The sequence below is a fragment of the Bifidobacterium thermophilum genome (genome assembly GCF_037482445.1).
GTDB classification, from domain to species: Bacteria; Actinomycetota; Actinomycetes; order Actinomycetales; family Bifidobacteriaceae; genus Bifidobacterium; species Bifidobacterium thermophilum_B.
Genome location: NZ_JBBHLY010000008.1, coordinates 58,037 through 75,877, shown reverse-complemented (window position 1 = coordinate 75,877; position 17,841 = coordinate 58,037). Strand labels below are relative to the sequence as shown.

General features: G+C 64.0%; 17 protein-coding genes. 12 read left to right on the top strand and 5 right to left on the bottom strand.

The genetic code is table 11. From position 1 onward, the window contains the following. The first annotated feature begins 1 nt into the window (after window position 1). From WD012_RS05980 to WD012_RS05950, 7 genes are all read left to right on the top strand, one after another. Window positions 2-517: an HD domain-containing protein gene (locus WD012_RS05980; RefSeq protein WP_339562855.1), complete on the top strand. Its 516-nt coding sequence runs from the start codon at window positions 2-4 to the stop codon at window positions 515-517. Continuing rightward, the gene (locus tag WD012_RS05975; protein WP_339562854.1) at window positions 514-1,302 is read left to right on the top strand and encodes a putative ABC transporter permease; all 789 of its coding nucleotides are present in this window, start codon (window positions 514-516) and stop codon (window positions 1,300-1,302) included. Before WD012_RS05980 ends, WD012_RS05975 begins: the two co-directional genes overlap by 4 nt. Before the next feature lie 281 nt (window positions 1,303-1,583). Continuing rightward, complete coding sequence (tyrS, locus tag WD012_RS05970) at window positions 1,584-2,909, top strand: tyrosine--tRNA ligase (RefSeq protein ID WP_339562853.1); 1,326 nt, start codon at window positions 1,584-1,586, stop codon at window positions 2,907-2,909. Between the two features lie 156 nt (window positions 2,910-3,065). Further along, the gene (locus tag WD012_RS05965) at window positions 3,066-5,075 is read left to right on the top strand and encodes a tetratricopeptide repeat protein (RefSeq protein WP_339562852.1); all 2,010 of its coding nucleotides are present in this window, start codon (window positions 3,066-3,068) and stop codon (window positions 5,073-5,075) included. Further along, window positions 5,072-6,106, top strand: coding sequence for an HAD-IIA family hydrolase (locus tag WD012_RS05960; RefSeq protein ID WP_339562851.1), 1,035 nt, complete (start codon window positions 5,072-5,074; stop codon window positions 6,104-6,106). The genes WD012_RS05965 and WD012_RS05960 overlap by 4 nt, the downstream gene beginning before the upstream one ends. Further along, the gene (locus WD012_RS05955) at window positions 6,103-6,315 is read left to right on the top strand and encodes a hypothetical protein (protein ID WP_339562850.1); all 213 of its coding nucleotides are present in this window, start codon (window positions 6,103-6,105) and stop codon (window positions 6,313-6,315) included. The genes WD012_RS05960 and WD012_RS05955 overlap by 4 nt, the downstream gene beginning before the upstream one ends. Next, the gene (locus WD012_RS05950; protein WP_339562849.1) at window positions 6,312-7,061 is read left to right on the top strand and encodes a TlyA family RNA methyltransferase; all 750 of its coding nucleotides are present in this window, start codon (window positions 6,312-6,314) and stop codon (window positions 7,059-7,061) included. The genes WD012_RS05955 and WD012_RS05950 overlap by 4 nt, the downstream gene beginning before the upstream one ends. On the opposite strand, the gene WD012_RS05945 is transcribed toward WD012_RS05950, so the two are convergent. From WD012_RS05945 to WD012_RS05935, 3 genes are all read right to left on the bottom strand, one after another. Next, window positions 7,040-7,849, bottom strand: coding sequence for a hypothetical protein (locus tag WD012_RS05945; protein WP_339562848.1), 810 nt, complete (start codon window positions 7,847-7,849; stop codon window positions 7,040-7,042). The two genes, WD012_RS05950 and WD012_RS05945, sit on opposite strands and share 22 nt — an antisense overlap. A gap of 170 nt (window positions 7,850-8,019) precedes the next feature. Further along, complete coding sequence (locus tag WD012_RS05940; protein ID WP_339562847.1) at window positions 8,020-8,673, bottom strand: potassium channel family protein; 654 nt, start codon at window positions 8,671-8,673, stop codon at window positions 8,020-8,022. 83 nt (window positions 8,674-8,756) lie between these two features. Then, window positions 8,757-10,217 carry a potassium transporter TrkG gene (locus WD012_RS05935; RefSeq protein ID WP_339562846.1) on the bottom strand — a complete coding sequence of 487 codons (1,461 nt, stop codon included), beginning with the start codon at window positions 10,215-10,217 and terminating at the stop codon, window positions 8,757-8,759. Between the two features lie 132 nt (window positions 10,218-10,349). Here WD012_RS05935 and WD012_RS05930 point away from each other — a divergent pair, with 132 nt between their 5' ends. The 4 genes from WD012_RS05930 to WD012_RS05915 all read left to right on the top strand — a co-directional run bounded on the left by WD012_RS05930 (window position 10,350) and on the right by WD012_RS05915 (window position 14,386). Further along, on the top strand, window positions 10,350-11,330 hold the full coding sequence (locus WD012_RS05930) for an NAD kinase (protein WP_339562845.1): 981 nt from the start codon (window positions 10,350-10,352) through the stop codon (window positions 11,328-11,330). Then, the gene (recN, locus tag WD012_RS05925) at window positions 11,330-13,087 is read left to right on the top strand and encodes a DNA repair protein RecN (protein ID WP_339562844.1); all 1,758 of its coding nucleotides are present in this window, start codon (window positions 11,330-11,332) and stop codon (window positions 13,085-13,087) included. Before WD012_RS05930 ends, recN begins: the two co-directional genes overlap by 1 nt. 57 nt (window positions 13,088-13,144) lie before the next feature. Continuing rightward, on the top strand, window positions 13,145-13,804 hold the full coding sequence (locus WD012_RS05920) for an HAD family hydrolase (protein WP_339562843.1): 660 nt from the start codon (window positions 13,145-13,147) through the stop codon (window positions 13,802-13,804). Between the two features lie 189 nt (window positions 13,805-13,993). Then, window positions 13,994-14,386, top strand: coding sequence for a GntR family transcriptional regulator (locus WD012_RS05915; protein WP_339562900.1), 393 nt, complete (start codon window positions 13,994-13,996; stop codon window positions 14,384-14,386). On the opposite strand, the gene WD012_RS05910 is transcribed toward WD012_RS05915, so the two are convergent. Then, a complete protein-coding gene (locus WD012_RS05910) occupies window positions 14,383-14,904 on the bottom strand; it encodes a MerR family transcriptional regulator (RefSeq protein WP_339562842.1) in 522 nt (173 codons plus the stop codon). The two genes, WD012_RS05915 and WD012_RS05910, sit on opposite strands and share 4 nt — an antisense overlap. A gap of 220 nt (window positions 14,905-15,124) precedes the next feature. Here WD012_RS05910 and WD012_RS05905 point away from each other — a divergent pair, with 220 nt between their 5' ends. Continuing rightward, complete coding sequence (locus WD012_RS05905) at window positions 15,125-15,985, top strand: aldo/keto reductase (protein ID WP_339562841.1); 861 nt, start codon at window positions 15,125-15,127, stop codon at window positions 15,983-15,985. A gap of 206 nt (window positions 15,986-16,191) precedes the next feature. On the opposite strand, the gene thrC is transcribed toward WD012_RS05905, so the two are convergent. Next, complete coding sequence (gene thrC, locus WD012_RS05900) at window positions 16,192-17,676, bottom strand: threonine synthase (RefSeq protein WP_339562840.1); 1,485 nt, start codon at window positions 17,674-17,676, stop codon at window positions 16,192-16,194. Between the last annotated feature and the right edge of the window lie 165 nt (window positions 17,677-17,841).

Sequence of the window (17,841 nt, the reverse complement as noted above, 5' to 3'; positions counted from 1 at the left end):
CATGCTCGACCGCATCCAGATCCGGCGCATCGTAGACCGCCACGGCAGGGAGATCCTGCTGCATGAGCATATGCGGATCGAGCAGGACAGCTACCAGCATGGAGCGGTTACGACGTTCGCGCACTCCATCAGGGTGGCCTGCCTGAGCGTCTGGCTGGCGGACCGCATGCACCTATGGGACCGGGTCGACCAGCGGGCCCTGGTGCGATCCGCCCTGCTTCACGATTACTTCCTGTATGACTGGCACGAGTGGGATAACGGCACGCACCGCCTGCACGGGTTCACCCACGGGCAGACCGCGCTGCTCAACGCCTCCCGCGACTTCCAGCTCGGCGGCATCGAACGTGACAGTATCGCACGGCACATGTTCCCGCTCACGCCCATCCCGCCGAAATACCTTGAGGGGTATATCGTGTCCTTGGCCGACAAGGTCAGCGCCACGCGTGAGACCCTGTCACCGGCACGGTTCACCAGGCGTCGCAGGGCGTCACGGCGTCCGCGGATGCAACACGCATGATAGCGACCCTTGAACAGCTCTTCCTGTGGTTCGTCGGCTATAGCGTCGCGGGCTGGGCGTATGAATCCGCTCTCGTGTCCGCGACCAGCCACCGGTGGGTCAACCGTGGATTCCTCAACGGCCCGCTCTGCCCGATCTACGGTGTAGGCGCGGTGCTCGGCGTCATGCTGCTCAGCGGCATCGACAATCCGTTGCTCGTGTTCCTGGCCGCCGCAGCAGGGGCAAGCATCCTCGAATACGTGACGTCATGGGGGCTTGAACGCCTGTTTCACGCGCGATGGTGGGATTACAGCAGCCGTCGCTTCAATATCCAGGGGCGCGTGTGCCTGTTGGGTGCCGTGGTCTTCGGCGCCGCCGGCGTGCTCATCGTCAAGGTGATCCAACCCGTCGTATCGTTGTGGACGTCGGCGATTCCGACGGCCGTGCTGCATGCGGTATGCGCTGTCTGCGCCGTCGCCCTGGTGGTGGATATCATCGTGACCGTCCGCGGTATGGCCGGGTTCGAGGAGAATCTTGACAAGCTCCGGTCCGTGATTCAGGAGTACGCCGTGAAGACGGGGGAGGGCCTGCCGGTCTGGGAGGAACCTGCCATGGCGCGTCGGATCCGGGCATGGTCCGAGTCCTCCCAGGAGGCGTTCGCGCGGCTGTGCAACGCGGCGACGAGTATGCTCAGCGCGCAGCAGCGCCGTATGATCGACGCCTTCCCTCGCCTGACCTCCACCACCTCAAGCACCTACGATTCGCTGATCGCGGCCGTGCGCAACCTTATCAGGCGCAGCCGGTAGGTTTGTGCCGGCAATCGCCGCTAGGAATGTGCCGCGCGGCGTGACGCAGCCATGACGGGGTAAACAATTGGGCATCTGGCCGGCTGGGCCAATCGGAACGTCCAATCGCAGCAGCTCCCAACAGCCGTGATATCCCGACCTTCAGTAGGCGTGTTGGCCGGGCTCGGGCCATGCCCGGCTGTCGGCATGAGCTGGCACAATGAATGAGATTGAGTGTGCCTGCACGGCAGTATCGCGTATTGGCTGGCATGGCACGGCATGACAACAACAGAGGGAGCATCATGGCCCAGGTAAGGAATTACAGGGATGCCGGCTTCTCCACGCCTTTGGAGGAGCTTGAGTGGCGTGGACTGATCAACCAGTCCACTGACAAGGAGCAGCTCGCGGCTGCCCTCAACGGGAATCCCATCGCTTACTATTGCGGCTTCGACCCGACGGCGCCATCGCTCCATATCGGCAACCTCGTGCAGCTCATCGTCATGCGTCATCTCCAGGCTGACGGGCATCAGCCCTACGCACTGGTGGGCGGCGCCACCGGTCTGATCGGCGACCCGCGCCAGAGCGGCGAGCGCACGCTCAACTCCCGGGAGATCGTCGCAGGGTGGGTCGAGCGTCTGCGCGCGCAGATCTCGCGCTTCCTCGACACCGAGGGCGACAACGCCGTGCGGTTCGTCAACAACTATGACTGGACCGCCAACATGTCCGTCATCGATTTCCTGCGCGACGTCGGCAAGAACTTCCGGCTCGGCACCATGCTCAGCAAGGAGACCGTGGCGCGTCGTCTCAACTCCGAAGAAGGCATCTCGTTCACCGAGTTCAGCTACCAGGTGCTGCAAGGCAACGACTTCCTGCATCTGTACGACGAATACGGTGTGGTGCTTGAGACCGGCGGCGCCGACCAGTGGGGCAACCTCACGTCCGGCCTCGACCTCATCCGCAAGGTGAGGGGAGCGTCCGTGAACGTGATGACCAGCCCGATCATCACGGATTCCCAGGGCAAGAAATTCGGCAAGTCCGAAGGCAACGCCATGTGGCTCGATCCTACGATGCTCAGCCCTTACAAGTTCTACCAGTTCTGGTTCAACCAGCCTGATGACCAGGTCGTCAAGCTGCTCAAGGTGTTCACCTTCCTGCCCAAGGCGGAAATCGAACGGCTTGCCGGCGAGGTAGAAGCGAATCCCGGCGCCCGCGAGGCCCAGAAGACGCTCGCCTGGGAGGTCACTAGCTTCGTGCACGGCGAGGACGCCACCCGGCAGGCCATCGACGCTGCAGCCGCGCTGTTCGGCCGTGGCGGCGACCTCAACGCCATCGGCAAGGATACGCTCGAAGCCGCTATCGAAGGCCTCAAGGTCGACGATGGTGAGGGTGGCCGCACGTTCGCCCAGGTTGCCGCGGGCGACCGCGTGGCCGAGGCCGGTGTCAAGGCGGGGCTGTTCAAGTCCGTGTCCGAGGCGCGCAAGACCATCAAGTCCGGTGGCGTATACATCAACAACCAGCGCGTCGAGGACCAGGACCAGCTGCTCACCGAGAACGATTTCCTTGACGGCGGGTATGCCCTGATCAGGCGTGGAAAGAAGGCTTTGGGCGCGGTCCGGCGCGCGCAGTAGCAGACAGTCCGGCTGCGACCTGCCGGTATGGCGGACGGTATCGGCCATCCGGCGGGCAGCAGGCAAGTCGACAGATTCAAGTCGACGGATTCGACACGACAGACCAATGCGGCGGCGTGCAGACACTGCCGCACACGAAACACGGAAAGTAGACATATGGCAGAAGAACATCGCGATAACGCTCATCGCGGCGGCGGGAAATTTGGTTCGCGCCGCCCCGGCTCACGTGCAGGCAAGGGATTCAAGCCCCGCGGCAACGGCAAGGGGCGCTCGTTCGGGCATGGCCGTGGCGAGCGTGACGGCGAAGGATTCCATAAGGGTCCTCGCCGCGACGGCTACCGTAAGGATTTCCACCGCGACGATGACCATCGCGGCTTCCGTAGGGACGGCGCCCCCCGTGACGCAGAGCGCCGTCAGGACGGCGAACGTCGCGGCGGGTACTCCCGTGATGGCTACCGTAAGGATTTCCATCGTGACGGCGAACACCGCGGTGGCGAGCGTCGTGGCGGCTTCCGCAAGGACTTCCACAAGGGCGGCTATCACAAGGATGGGTTCCGCAAGGACTTCCATCATGATGATCGTCGTGATGACCGCCGTGACGGCGAGGACCGGGAGCAGCGTGACTATCGTGATCGCGACGGGCAGCGTCGCGACGATCGTGGCTACCGCGGGGACCGCAAGGATTATGGCAAGCGCGGCGGCTACGGCAAGAAGGACTTCCACCGCGGTGATCGCAGGGGCGGGTATGACCGTCCTCGCCGCGATGGCGACGATCGCCGTGAAGGCGGCAATCCGCGGTACCGTCATGACGATCATCGTCGCCCCTTCAACGACCGTCGCGGCGGCAACGGTGAACGCAAGCCATGGCAGAAGGATGGGCGCGGGGACGCCCGTCGCGACGGGCAGGGGCAGCAGGGCGAGGAACGCCGCGAGTTCAACCGTGAGGAACGTCAGCAGTGGCGTGAGCGTAAGCGCGAGGAGTACATGTCCAAGCCGCGGCGCAACTCCGACGGCACGGTGTCCTACCCGTCCCAGAACCCGTATACGGACCGTCGTCCGGGCGAACCGAAGATGCCGAAGGGCCTGACCTGGTCCATGCTGTCCTCGGATGAGCGTGAACGCCTGCGCGGCCTGTCCAAGGAGCACGCCGAGAACGTCGGCCTGCACATCCTCGCCGCGTACACGCTTGAGCAGGATGATCCGCAAGCCGCTTTGGAGCATGCCCAATGGGCCGCCCGCCAGGCGTCCCGCGTGGACTTCGCCCGCGAGGCGCTCGCCTTCGTGGCGTATCGGCAGGGTAAGTACAAGCTGGCGCTGCGTGAGTTCCGCACCGCGTACCGCATGAACGGGTATCCGGATTATCTGCCGTTGATCGCCGACTGCGAGCGTGGAGTCGGCCACCCGAAGAAGGCCATCGAAATCGCGTTGTCCGATGACGCGCACAGGCTCAACGGCGAAGCGAAGGCCGAGATGTTCCTCGTCTATGCCGGCGCGCTCGGCGACCTTGAGTTGTGGGACAAGGCCATCGAAACCGCCCACAAGCTGGGTCGTTCGAACGGGCTTCCGGGCGCCTACCGGATGCGTGCCGTCCAGGCGGAGCAGTACTTCCTCGAACAGGCAGGGCGTGATGACGAGGCGGCGAAGCTGGACGACCTGCTCGACCGTCTCGAGGCGCAGTACGCCGAGGAGGACGAGGACGAGCAGTCCAGTGACGATATCGTCATCGACTATGATCTCGAGCACCTGCCCGAGGACCTGATGGAGGAGCTGGGCATCAGCGAGGACGACGCGCAGTACGCCCCCGAGGACCCGCAGGACGCGGACGATGAGACCGAGCTCCCCGCCGAGGAGAGTGAGGAAGGCGCCCAAGCCGACCAGGAGCCGCAGCATGCGCAGGACGAGGCGGATGCGGCGGCCGGCGAACAGCCTGAACCGGAGGACGGCCGGGATTCCGATACGGATGAGCCAGACGAGTCTGACGAGACTGGTGAATCCGATGCATCCGACGAGCCCGCCGACGACGAGCACAACGATGCAGAAGCCTCCACGGAACCTGCCGACGACGCGCACGTGGCGGGTGGGCAAGACGCTGAGGCCGACGCCGGCACCGATCCCGACTCCACGACCGAGGCGGAAGCCTCGGAACCAGACGGCGACCAGGCATGAGCAAGCTGCTTGGCGGCAGCGGGCGGCCGCTTGACCAAGCCTACAGGCTCGCGCTCCTTGACCTTGACGGGGTCGTGTACCGGGGCAAGCTGCCGGTCGACCATGCTTCGGACAGCATCCGCCAAGCGCAGGCCGACGGCATGACCATCGAGTACACGACGAATAACTCGTCGCGCTTCCAACGCGTCGTCGCCGGGCAGCTCCAAGGATTCGGCCTGGATGTCGAACCCTGGCAGGTCATCACCTCGTCGGTCGTTGCCGCGCGAATGGTCGCTAGGCATATCCCGCGCGGCTCGTCCGTCCTCGTGCTGGGGGCCGAGCATCTGGCCGAGGAGGTCTCCAGGCAGGGGATGCGCGTCGTGCGGCACGTCCAGGATCGTCCGGCAGCCGTCATCCAAGGCTGGTACCCGCAGATGAGCTGGGAGGAGATGGCCCAGGTCGCGTACGCGGTCGAGCATGGGGCGCAATACTTCGTCACCAACCGCGATCTGACCATTCCGCGTGAACTCGGTATCGCCCCGGGATGCGGGTCGATGATCCAGGCGGTGATCAACGCGACAGGCGTGGAACCAATCGGCTCGGCCGGCAAACCCGAGTCCGCGATGTACGACGAAGCCAGGATTCTCGCGGCGCATGACGGCGCCACGCCGGTCGAACGCGAACAGTGCCTGGCCATCGGAGACCGGCTCGATACGGATATCGAGGCGGGCAACAGGGGCGGCTACGATTCGCTCGCCGTTCTGACCGGCGTCACCGATCCACAGCAGTTGCTGCACGCCCCGGAGCATCTGCGCCCAACCTACGTGTCCATGGATTTGCGAGGTCTGCTCGCCCCGATGCCGCGGCCGGAACGCCGGCCCGACGGCTCATGGCGGTGCGCGGACGCTTCCGCCCGCGTGAATGACGGCCAGCTCGCCGTGAGCGACTCCGAAGACATCAACGCATTACGCGCCGCCCTGTGCGCCGTATGGGAGCGTACGGACGCCGGTGACGAGACCGACACCACCGATGTCGGATTCCACCTCGCATGAGCACCGTCAATCCCCAGCCCGCCCCTCAAGGGCGGATGCATCCGGTACAGGCCGGCGAGGACGGGCTGCACGACCTCGATATGCTTCAGCAGCGCTACCCGCAGCTTGACGGGTATGCCGCGATGGATGACGCGCAAAGAATCGCCGTCCTCGGCGGTATCCTCACCCGTATGCAACGCACCTTGGACGAAGGGACAGGACGACGATGAACGGTTCGACCCGGCTGGATCTCGCACTGGTCGACCGTGGCATGGCACAGACCAGAACCAAGGCGAGCCGACTGATTCGTGCCGGCAGCGTCCGCGTCAACGGGGCGACCCAGACCAAACCGTCATTCGCCGTCAGCCCTGACGACCGTATCGAAGCGGACCTTGGCGAGGATTACGTCTCCCGTGGCGCGTACAAGCTCGTCGGCGCCTTCGCGGCGTTCCGCGAGCAGGGTCTCGTCGAACCGGCCGACATGGATTGCCTCGACATCGGCGCCTCGACCGGAGGATTCACCCAGGTGTTGCTCAGACGCGGTGCGGCCCATGTCATCGCGCTTGACGTCGGCCACGGGCAGTTGGACCGGCGTATCGCCGACGACCCCAGGGTGATCGACATGAGCGGCACCAATATCCGTGACGTCACCGGCGCCGATCTCGCCTTCAGCCCGGCGATGATCGTCTCCGACGTCTCTTTCATTTCATTGACGTACGTCATTCCCGTCATCGCACGTCTCGCCGCCCCCGGAGCACACATCGTGCTCCTGGTCAAACCCCAGTTCGAGGTCGGCCGCGGCAACCTCGGCAAGAACGGCATCGTCGGCGACCAGCAGCTGCGCGAGCATGCGGTGCAACGGGTGGTCGCATGCGCCCGGGAACACGGTCTGACGGTCATCGGTACCGCGCCTTCGCCGATCGAGGGGACTTTCGGCAACGTGGAGTACCTGCTTTACGCGCGAGCCGGTCGATAAACCACCGTACGTCGGGACGCTGCGGCCGTTTCGTGCGGCACGTGCTTGTTGACGGCAAGGCTGCCGTCGCTCATCGCGCTGAACGCCACCCGGGAACGGATATCATGCGACAATACGGCGGCGTGCGGGACCACGCGCACCCGACAGGCGTCGGTGAGGGTGATTCGTTCGGCCTCGATACGGTCACACACCATCCGCCCGACCGTGACCGTTCCGGCATCGATCAGGCCGACCTCGCTCAGACGCGTCGAATGGGGGAACGCGCGCTGCACGCCGAGCCCATTGCCGATGCCCCGGACCGAGACCTCATGGTCGGCGAAGATATGCGGGGCGTCCACGACTCCGGTCATATCGATCCAAGCCGCGTCGATACCCGACTGGGTATGCAGCAGGCCGGTCGCGGTCAGGCCATCCGTGCAGACGATCCTGCCGGTGCAGCGAATCTCGCCGGTGAAATCCAACGTGTCACAACGGATATTGCCGCGGACCAGAAGCCTGCCGGAGCCGCTGATCCGGGATGCCTCGACATCGCCGTCGCATATCACCGTGGCATTCTCGCACATCAGCCCGGTACCGCTGATCCCCGGGGCCCGCAGCTCATACAACACCATGATCCGCCCCGCGCGCATCGGTGTCCCATGGGTTTTCGCCTGCACGATCGTGGTCGTCAACGCGTCCTGCCGCGCCTGCACGGCCGCCGTGCCTGACGCATCCGTCGCGTCCGCTGTGGGTGCGTCATGGTCCCAGCCTGAATCCAGACGCGGCCCTCCCCGACATTCTGTGGTCATCTTCGCCCTTCCGCCAGAGCATCCGCACGACCCGGCCCTTACCGCGCCGCCCGGATACCGGTGAGTTACGACGCACCCCTCCCGGGTTTCGCGCCGATATGACCCATAAGCATACCGAAACACCGTCGGGATGCCAAATCGGGGACGGCCATGCCTAATACACGCCAAGGCTAGCCGCGCATGAAACGGTCGATCTGATCCTGCTTGCCCATGATGATCAGCTCGTCATTGCGATGCATGACGATATCCTTCGACCCGTACTGCAACTCCCGGCCAGGGGACTTCACCGCAACCACCGTCACCCCATACCGGTCATGGATACGGGCTTCACCGACCGTGCGATCGACGACCTGCGCAGGCGTATGGATCTTCACCACGGTATGCGGCCCCTCGATCTCGATGTAATCGAGATAATCCCCGGACACCAGGTGGCCGATACGCTTGCCGGCATCCATCTCCGCGTTGATGACATGCCGCGCGCCGATACGCTGCAAAATCCGCGCATGCTCCTTCGACACCGACTTCGCCCACAAGTCCGTGATCCCCGCATCCAGCAGGTTGCCCGTGGTGATCACCGAAGCCTCGATGCTGTCCCCGATCGCCACGACCGCGGTCCCGAACGTGCCGGCATCGATCTGCTCGACAGCCAACACGTCGGTCATATCCGCCTGGACCGTCGGAATCGTCGACGACCAGCGGTTGACCAGGTCCGGGTCCTTGTCCACCGCGAGCACATCCTGCCCCAAGGCGTCCAGCGTCGCCGCCACCGAACTGCCGAAGCGGCCAAGCCCCACCACCAGGACACTGCGATTGTTGTCCGCCATACCATTCCTTCCTCTCCGCGAGGCACCGGCCAGCAGGCCGCGGAGCGCCTCGCACGCATGCGCAACGGCATGCGACAGATCCATCACCCTACGATAATCGGTTCTTCCGGATAGTGTACGGCCTGTGCCTGGGACGGCCGGTTGATCGCGTATGCGATCGTCATCGGCCCGATGCGGCCGATGATCATCGTCATCGCCAGCAGCAGCAATGCGCGCGGATCATTCTGGTCGGCGACGCCGACCGTATAGCCGCCCAGCCCGAACGCCGAACAGGTATCGAACAGGGCATCGCTGAGCGAACAGCCGGACACCACCATCAACGATATCGACACCACGAACACCAGTGTCAGGCAGGTGGTCATGATGCTGACGGCGGTCATCGTCGTGCGCTCGCTGATGCGCTTGTGCAGTACGGTCACGTCATGCTTGCCGCGGAACGCCGCCCGGCATACGAGCAGCACCACGACGAATGTCGTCACGCGGATACCGCCGGCGGTGGACGTGCTGCCGCCGCCGATGAACATGACCGCGCTCATGAACACCTTCGTCGGGTCGCTGACCTGCGGGACCCATGACGGGTCGAATCCGGAGGTCCGCGGCATGACCGCGGCGGTCAGGGCGTAACGCAGCCTGGTCTGCAGATCGGCGTGCGTGAAGAGCGTGTGGTTGTTCCATTCGACGCAGCGGAACCATATGAGGGAGATCGCGACCATGCAGAAGGTGGCCGCGAGCGTGATCTTGGTGTGCAGGGGCCACCGTTTGGGCGGCGTATGGTTGCGTGCGGCCCGCATGAGGTTGAGCAGCACGGGGAAGCCGAGCGTACCGCAGAACGCGCTGAGCAGCACCGGCAGGCCGACCGCCCAGCTGTTGACGTGCAGGCCTGCGCCGTCAGGGGTGAATCCGGCGTTGTTGTAGGAGATGACCGCGAAGAACAGCGCCTCCCAGAGCGCATGCCTGACATTGCCGTGATTGACGTGCAGCAGGCCGGGGAACAGGGCGAGGAATGTGATGACCTCGATGAGCAGGGTGGTCACGAGCACGGCATTGAGCACGCCCTTCGTCTCGCTGAGCTTGGTCGCGCCGATCTCGGTGGCGGTCAGCATCCGTTGCGAGGCCTTGATATGACGGTTGACCGCGAGGGCGATCAGGGATGCGAAAGTCATGACGCCGAACCCGCCGAACTGTACGGCGAGCAGGATGACCGCCTGGCCGAACATCGACCAGTGCGTCGTGGTGTTGACCACTTGGATGCCGCATGTCGAGGCGGCGGATACCGCTGTGAAGAAGGAAACCACCAGGTCGGTCGGGGTGCGGCTGTGCGAGCTGACAGGCAGGGCGAGCAGCAGTGTCGCCACGGCGATGAGCACGAAGAAGTACAGGATGGTCAGGCGTCCGGGGTGTGACCACAATCTCGCGGACAGGTTCCGGCGCGGCGGCTTGCGGTCCTGTGCCGCCTGACGCTCGAACGCGTCTCCTGAGAACCACCAGCTGTAACCGCGCGAGGCCTCACGGTTCGTGGAAGACTCGTCAAGGACGAGGTTCATGTTCTGCGCTCCTTACAGCGTGCCGGTACTTGGGCTCTGCGGCTATTCTAGATGATATTCGGCTAGGATGGGACATGGTTCTGGCCGCGCCCATGGCGCGGGTCTCTGCCTTGATCCGGAAAGGGGCGGCATATGACGTCTGGACGGCGTGCCGTTGTAGTGACGCATACGAGGCTGCGCGAAAGCGGCACCGTGGTTACCGAGGCGGTCGGCCAACTGCGTGGCGCGGGATTCGACGTCTCGATTATCGACAACGTGGAGGCGCCGGCATTCGCCGAGCCTGTCACGCAGATCGACGAGGACACTGAAATCGTGGTCGTCCTCGGCGGCGACGGTACGATTTTGCGTGCAGCTGAACTCGTCCATTGCACCAAAGTCCCGATCCTCGGTGTCAACCTCGGGCATGTGGGGTTCCTGGCTGAATTCGAAAGCTTCCAGATGGGTGACGCGATCAGGCGGATCGCGGACCATGATTACTCCATCGACGAGCGCATGATCGCGCATGTCGACGTGTGGCTGCCGGGCGCACGGCAGCCGTTGAGCGACTGGGCGCTCAACGACATCACCCTTGAACGCTCCGACCGCGGCAAGATGGTGGAGCTGTCCATCAGTGTCGATGATGTCGAGACGAGCTCCTTCGGCTGCGACGGGGTCATCGTCTCCACTCCGACCGGCTCGACCGCCTACGCGTTCTCGGCGGGAGGCCCGATTATCTGGCCGAATGTCGAGGCGCTGCAACTGGTCCCGCTTGCCGCGCACGCCCTGTTCGCCCGGCCGCTGATCATCGGTGCCGGCTCGTCGTTTGCCATGACCATTCTTGAGGATTCGACGTCGGACGGCTGGATCTGCTGCGATGGACGGCGTCAGCGCGCCCTGCCCAAGGGCGCGCGCGTCGAGGTGCGTGAGTCGAAGAGCCGGCTGCGGCTCGCCCGCCTGTCCGGAGTACCGTTCACCCAACGCTTGGTCACCAAATTCGATCTGCCTGTCGTCGGCTGGCGTGAACACAATCGCACCCGGCAAACGTACGATGCGGGCGATACCCATGCCGCCGGTGCCAATGCCACCGATACCCGTGCCACTGGCACCAATGTCGCCGGGGAGGATGCCCGCTGATGCTGGAAGAACTCGAAATCCGCGACCTGGGGCCGATCCATGAGGCGCGGATAGCACCGGCGAAGGGGATGACCGCGATTACCGGCGAAACCGGTGCCGGCAAATCCATGCTCTTGAGCGCCATCCGGCTGATCTCCGGGGATGCGGCGCAATCCAGGCGCGTGCGCCCGGGCGCCAGCCAGGCATGGGCGCAAGGGGTGTTCACGGTCGAATCCGACAATCCTGCTGCCGTCCAGGCAGCACAGGCCGGAATCGACACCGATGCGGACGACGGCGAGCTGTTCCTGTCAAGGACCATACCCGTATCCGGGAGGTCCCGTGCGGTATTGTCCGGGCATACCGTCCCCCGGTCGGTACTGCAGGATGTCGCCGAGCATCTGGTGACCATCCACGGGCAGGCCGACCAGTTGCGCATCGCCTCCGCGTCCCGGCAGCGTGACCTGCTCGACGCCTATGCCGAAGATGGCAGGCAGCTGGACGCGTACCGTGACGCCTGGCAGGCGCTGAAAGCCGTCGACGAACGGCTCGACACGCTTGAACACCAGCAGTCGGATGCCCGGCAGCGTGCCGACTATCTGCGTGAATCCATCGAACGCATCAATGAGGCCGATCCCCAGCCGGGGGAGGATGAGGAGCTGAAAGCCAAACGCTCCCGCATCGAGAACGCCGCATCCATCCAGCAGGGGGTCAACGGGGCGATCGCCGCGCTGGACGCCTCGCAGCTGGATACGGACACAGGATCCGCCGGTGCTGCCGATCTGGTCAGGCGTGCCGCGCAGAGCCTGCGTTCCATCCGCGTCGACGGCGATGAGACGTACAGCGAGCTTGCCGATCGGCTTGATTCGATCGAAGCTGATTTGTCGGATGTCGTGTTCACCCTGTCACGCCAGACCGATGACGATGATGACGAGGGCGATCTTGATGCCATCAATACACGTATCCACGAGCTGGGGGAGTTGACCCGGCGTTGGGGCCCGGGTCTTGCCGATGTGATCGCCTGGCGCGACAAGGCGACATTCGAGGTCGAGGACCTTGATGCGAGCCCGGAGAAGCTCGAACAGCTTCGCGCGGAACGTGACCGGCTCGCCGGCAAGGCATTGGACGCCGCGCGTGAGCTCAGCGGCGTGCGCGCCAAGGCTGCGCGCGAGCTGGGCGAACGTGTCACCGCGGAACTGTCACAGCTGGCGATGGCGGGCTCCAGCCTCGAGGTGCGTGTGGAACCGCGTGCCGGGGGAAGCGATGTGGCGGATGCGGCGGCCCCGCTCGACGCGCACGGCATGGACGATATCATGTTCGCCTTCACCCCGTTCCCCGGTTCTGACGCGCTGCCGATGGGCTCGAGCGCCTCGGGCGGCGAGCTGAGTCGCCTCATGCTCGCGCTTGAGCTTGCCGTCGCGGAACGGCGTGGCAGTGCGGCCGACATGACCTTCATCTTCGACGAGGTCGATGCCGGTGTCGGTGGCAAGGCGGCGGCGGAACTCGGGCGGCGCCTCGCCAGGCTCGCCCGATCCTCGCAGGTCATCGTGGTCACGCACCTGGCACAGGTCGCCTCGTGGGCGCAGGAGCAGTATGTGGTCAGCAAGCAGCCGGCGCACCCGGATACTCCCGATGAACCGGGGGAGGCCGGCGTGGTCACGACGGTCACCCGAGTGGACGGCGAGGGCCGTGTCCGGGAGATCGCCCGCATGCTCTCCGGCAGCGAATCGGGTACGTCGCTCGACCATGCATGTGAATTGCTGGCGACGAGTGTACAGTAGCAATCAACGGTATGTCCTGCCGTAACGTTGCAGCAGGAATGACGAAAGGAGCCTCACATGGGTGCCAACAGCGGCAAGGCGGCGATTTTCGACCTCGACGGGACACTGCTTGATTCCATGGGCGTGTGGGATCAGGTGGATATCGATTTCCTCGGCAAACGTGGCATCGAGGTGCCGGACGACTATATGACGACCGTGTCCTCGATGCAGTTCCGGCAAATCGCCGAATACACGATCAAACGGTTCGACCTCGATGACACGCCCGAGGGATTGATGAACGAGTGGACCGAGATGGCCACGCACGCCTATGCAACCATCGTCGAGGCCAAGCCGCATGCACTGCAGTATCTTGCGTATCTGCGGCAAAGCGGCGCCAGGCTTGCGGTCGCGACGACGCTGTTGCCGAGCATGAGGGTTGCCGCGATGCGGCATACCGGTCTCGACGAGTACTTCGATGTCGTGTGCAGCGTGGACGAAGTGGGGGATGCCGGCAAGGAGGAACCCGACGTGTATCTCAAGGCGGCGCAGCTGCTCAATGTCGAGCCGGCGAACTGCACGGTGTTCGAGGATATCCTGGTCGGTATCCGCTCGGCGAAGTCCATCGGCATGCACGCGTGGGCGATGCATGACGACTCCTCTGATTCGGATTGGCCGACCATCTGCGACGAGGCGGACGGGATCATGTTCGATTTCAATGATGCCCCGGTGCGGCTCTAGCTCCGCTACTATGTACGGGCAAAGGCGCCGGTCCTAGACGTTGTGGCGTGATGGCCTGCGGTCTCGTCGCGGGCCCGCGTACGACATCGACGGCTGATATGCTGATATAAAGAACAGTAATACAGTTGCGGATGGTTCGCAGGCCGGCATTCATAGGGGCGAGCTACCGCCTCTGGCAAGGGAGGCATGATGAGATTCTCGGTATCCGATGAGTCGAACAAGCCGAAGTACGAGCAGTTGAAGACCCAGATCAGGTCTGCGGTGTATTCGGGTGAACTCACCGAAGGGCAGGCCCTGCCGTCGCTGCGCCGGCTCGCCGCCGAACTGGGGGTGTCCGTACTTACCGTCTCCCGCGCCTATGATGAGCTCGCCGACGAGGGCATCATACGTAACGAGCAGGGCAAGGGCTCGTTCGTCGCCGACCGCAGCGGGGAAGTGCTGCAACGCCGTCTGCTGACCAAGATTCGCGAGAACCTGGAGGAGACATGCGCCGCCGCCCAGCGCGCGGATATCTCCATGCAGGAACTCGAACAGATGCTCGCCGAAATCTACGCCGACATCGAGCAGCAGCGCCTCGGCTAGTCCCGCTGGTCCTCAGGTTCGTCCGCTGCCTCGTCCGTAGGGAAGACCGGGGAAGCCGGGCGGATCGGCTCGCATGCCCCGGCGTGCCCCGGCGTCGCGTCGGCGATCGGATCGCCATTGTCGTCCACGTCGATCAGGTTGCTGCGATACCGCACGGCTCCCGACAACACCCCGTCATAGAACCGCTGCTTCGCGTCGATGTACGCGATGCTGTCCTGGATGGCGTTGAGCCGTTTGACCAGAATGTCCCGTTTGCCGGCGAGGATGTCCTTGCGCCGCGGGATGGACGACTGCCCTTCAAGGCACAGCTGCATGTACTCCCTCATCTCGTCGATGCCCATGCCACAGTCGCGCAGGCAGTTGAGTCCTTCGATCCATGCGATGCAACGATCGTCGAACACCCTGCGATTGGCTGAGTCGCGCCGCACATTGGGCACCAGCCCTGACTTGCAGTAGAACTTGAGCGTCTCATAGCTCAGACCCGTGATCTGGCAGGTCTCCTTCATCGTGTGATACATCTGCGTCTCCTATCGCATGCCACGGGCATATCGTCATATCGTCAGCGCAACCCGAGGATTACGCTCAAAGCGAAACACGTGGCTTCTGACTTTGACCGGTAGCGGCTACCGGTTTGTAGCGTGGTCACCGTCAGCCGATAACCGGGCGGGCCGCACACCCGCCTTGCATGGCGACCGAAACGCACAACCAAAGCAACGCAATAATGCAAGGAGCAACGTAATGGAATACCTTACCATGGCGAACGGAGTCAAGATCCCCAAGCTCGGATTCGGCGTTTTCCAGATCCCGCAGGACCAGACCGAACAGGCGGTCCACGACGCACTCGAAGCCGGATATCGTCATTTCGACACCGCGCAGTCCTACTTCAACGAGGAGCAACTCGGCACCGCGATCGCCGACGGCGGCGTAGACCGTTCCGAGCTGTTCGTGACCACCAAGGTGTGGATCGAGCACTACGGGTACGAGCAGACCAAGGCATCCATCGAACGTTCGCTCACCAAGCTGCGCATGGACTACATCGACCTCGTGCTGCTGCACCAGCCATTCGCCGACGTGTACGGGGCATGGCGCGCCCTCGAGGACCTTTACGAGCAGGGCAAGATCCGTTCCATCGGCGTAAGCAACTTCTCGCCCGACCGTCTCGCCGACCTCGGCGCGTTCAATCGCATCGCCCCCATGGCCGACCAGATCGAGACCAATCCGCGCAACCAGCAGATTACGCCCCACGAGGAAATGGCCAAGCGCGGCGTCATCCACGAGGCGTGGGCGCCGTTCGGGGAAGGCCGGAGCGGACTGTTCGACGACCCCACGCTCAAGGCGATCGCCGACAACCATGGCAAATCCGTCGCCCAGGTGATCCTTCGCTGGCTGACCCAGCGTGACATCGTCGCCATCGCCAAATCCGTGCACAAGGAGCGCATGGAGCAGAACCTCGACATCTTCGACTTCCGGCTGGGCGAACAGGAGATGAACGCCATCGCCGCGCTCGACACCAAGACCAGCCTCTTCTTCGACCACCACGACCCCGCGACCGTCGATATGTTCGTGCACATGCTCGAAGAGCGTAGGGGAAGGGCATAGACCGTGCGTGCCAGCGGCAACTCTGTACTACATACCTTTGTCAGCCAGTGGTAATCGCAACTGCAATGCTGCGGCCACCACTGGCCGAAACGACGACGTATAACTATGGCAATATACAACCCATCGCGGTATTGGTGGAATATTCGTGCGGCGAAAATACGACGGCCCGGGACGAAAACGCCCGGGCCGTCGGTGTCGAGACTGCGTTACAGCCGGTCCGCCGCCTGCTCCACGTAGGCGGGCATGCCGTCGATGTCGACGACGTCCGTGAATCGGACATCCGCGTGCTCAAGGCCGCGCAGTGCCTTCGGGGCGGTGGTCCCGCTGTGCTCGGCGAGCACGTCCATGCAATCGAAATCGGAGCCGGACGCATCCCATCCAAGCGCCTCGTTGACCACGCGCGGGAACTTGTACGGGCTCGCCGTGCTCAGCAGCACGCGCGGGGTGAACGGGTCGCGCGGCATCTGCTGCATCACGTAATAGCCGCAGGCCGTATGCGGGTCGATCACGTAATGGTTCTTCTGCCAGCAGTCGGCGATCATCTCGCGCACCTGGTCCTCGTCGGCCCAGCCGCAGCCGAACAGCTGCCGGATCTTCGCCAGCAGCTCGGCCGGCACCTCGTAGGCACCCCACTGGTTCAAGTCGTTCATGAGCATCTGGATGAGGCGCGTGTCCTTGTCGGACATGTAATACAGCATGCGTTCGAGGTTCGAGGAAATCAGGATATCCATCGAGGGACTGATCGTCTGGAAGAACGGGCGCTTGCGGTTGTAGGTGCCGGAGGTCAGGAAGTCGAAGAGCACGTTGTTCTTGTCGCTGGCGACGACCAGATGCTTGACCGGCAGACCGAGCATCTTCGCGTAATAGCCGGCGAGGATGTCGCCGAAGTTGCCGGTCGGCACGCAGAACTCGACTTCGTCGCCCGCGTTGATGACCTGACGTTCGAGCAGCTGCGCGTACGCGGAGAAGTAGTAGACGACTTGCGGCACCAGACGGCCCACGTTGATGGAGTTGGCCGAGGAAAGCACTACATTCGCCTGGTCGTCGATGCGCTTGGCGAGCTCATGGTCGCCGAAAATACGCTTGACTGCGCTCTGTGCGTCGTCGAAATTGCCGCGCACCGCGCACACGTTCACGTTCGCGCCCGCCTGCGTGGTCATCTGCAGCTGCTGGACCTGGCTGACCTTGCCTTCCGGATAGAACACGGTGATGCCCGTGCCCGGAACGTCGGCGAACCCGGCCAGCGCGGCCTTGCCGGTGTCACCTGAGGTGGCGGTGAGAATCATGATCTTCTCGTTCGGGTCGCCGGTCGGGGCGGTATGCGCCATGAAACGGGGGAGGATCTGCAAGGCGACGTCCTTGAACGCGGACGTCGGGCCGTTGAACAGCTCGAGGATGTAATCGTCGCCCAAGGGCTTGAGCGGCGTGATCGCCGGATCCGACCACTGCTCGCCATAGGCGTCGCGCACGCATTGCGCCAGCTCGTCATCGGTGAAATCCGGCAGTAGCGCGCCCAGCACCTCCCGGGCGATCTGCTGGTAGGACTTGCCGGCAAGGGATGCGACATCGATCTGCGTGTCGCCGAGCGCGTCGGTGACGAACAGGCCGCCGTCGTCGGCGATGCCCTTGCGGATGGCCTGCTTGGAAGTGAGTGAATCGGTGGTGCTGCGGGTGCTATGGAACGTGATCACGAATCATCCTTGCAAAGTTAAGTGGATCTTATGGGCGGTATTCTACCGAGAACCATGGGCATGCGGCGTCGCCGTTCCCCGATATGGACACCGTCGCCGTGCGGTTCTCGACATATGCGGCCGTCCTGTGGGCGAAATCGGCACGATGCCCCCGGTGTGCGCTAC

What these genes read in the sequence shown, in the direction of transcription:
- WD012_RS05980 (WP_339562855.1), top strand. Translation starts at nt 2, where the DNA reads ATGCTCGACCGCATCCAGATCCGGCGCATCGTAGACCGCCACGGCAGG.
- WD012_RS05975 (WP_339562854.1), top strand. Translation starts at nt 514, where the DNA reads ATGATAGCGACCCTTGAACAGCTCTTCCTGTGGTTCGTCGGCTATAGC.
- tyrS (WP_339562853.1), top strand. Translation starts at nt 1,584, where the DNA reads ATGGCCCAGGTAAGGAATTACAGGGATGCCGGCTTCTCCACGCCTTTG.
- WD012_RS05965 (WP_339562852.1), top strand. Translation starts at nt 3,066, where the DNA reads ATGGCAGAAGAACATCGCGATAACGCTCATCGCGGCGGCGGGAAATTT.
- WD012_RS05960 (WP_339562851.1), top strand. Translation starts at nt 5,072, where the DNA reads ATGAGCAAGCTGCTTGGCGGCAGCGGGCGGCCGCTTGACCAAGCCTAC.
- WD012_RS05955 (WP_339562850.1), top strand. Translation starts at nt 6,103, where the DNA reads ATGAGCACCGTCAATCCCCAGCCCGCCCCTCAAGGGCGGATGCATCCG.
- WD012_RS05950 (WP_339562849.1), top strand. Translation starts at nt 6,312, where the DNA reads ATGAACGGTTCGACCCGGCTGGATCTCGCACTGGTCGACCGTGGCATG.
- WD012_RS05945 (WP_339562848.1), bottom strand. Translation starts at nt 7,849, where the DNA reads ATGACCACAGAATGTCGGGGAGGGCCGCGTCTGGATTCAGGCTGGGAC.
- WD012_RS05940 (WP_339562847.1), bottom strand. Translation starts at nt 8,673, where the DNA reads ATGGCGGACAACAATCGCAGTGTCCTGGTGGTGGGGCTTGGCCGCTTC.
- WD012_RS05935 (WP_339562846.1), bottom strand. Translation starts at nt 10,217, where the DNA reads ATGAACCTCGTCCTTGACGAGTCTTCCACGAACCGTGAGGCCTCGCGC.
- WD012_RS05930 (WP_339562845.1), top strand. Translation starts at nt 10,350, where the DNA reads ATGACGTCTGGACGGCGTGCCGTTGTAGTGACGCATACGAGGCTGCGC.
- recN (WP_339562844.1), top strand. Translation starts at nt 11,330, where the DNA reads ATGCTGGAAGAACTCGAAATCCGCGACCTGGGGCCGATCCATGAGGCG.
- WD012_RS05920 (WP_339562843.1), top strand. Translation starts at nt 13,145, where the DNA reads ATGGGTGCCAACAGCGGCAAGGCGGCGATTTTCGACCTCGACGGGACA.
- WD012_RS05915 (WP_339562900.1), top strand. Translation starts at nt 13,994, where the DNA reads ATGAGATTCTCGGTATCCGATGAGTCGAACAAGCCGAAGTACGAGCAG.
- WD012_RS05910 (WP_339562842.1), bottom strand. Translation starts at nt 14,904, where the DNA reads ATGTATCACACGATGAAGGAGACCTGCCAGATCACGGGTCTGAGCTAT.
- WD012_RS05905 (WP_339562841.1), top strand. Translation starts at nt 15,125, where the DNA reads ATGGAATACCTTACCATGGCGAACGGAGTCAAGATCCCCAAGCTCGGA.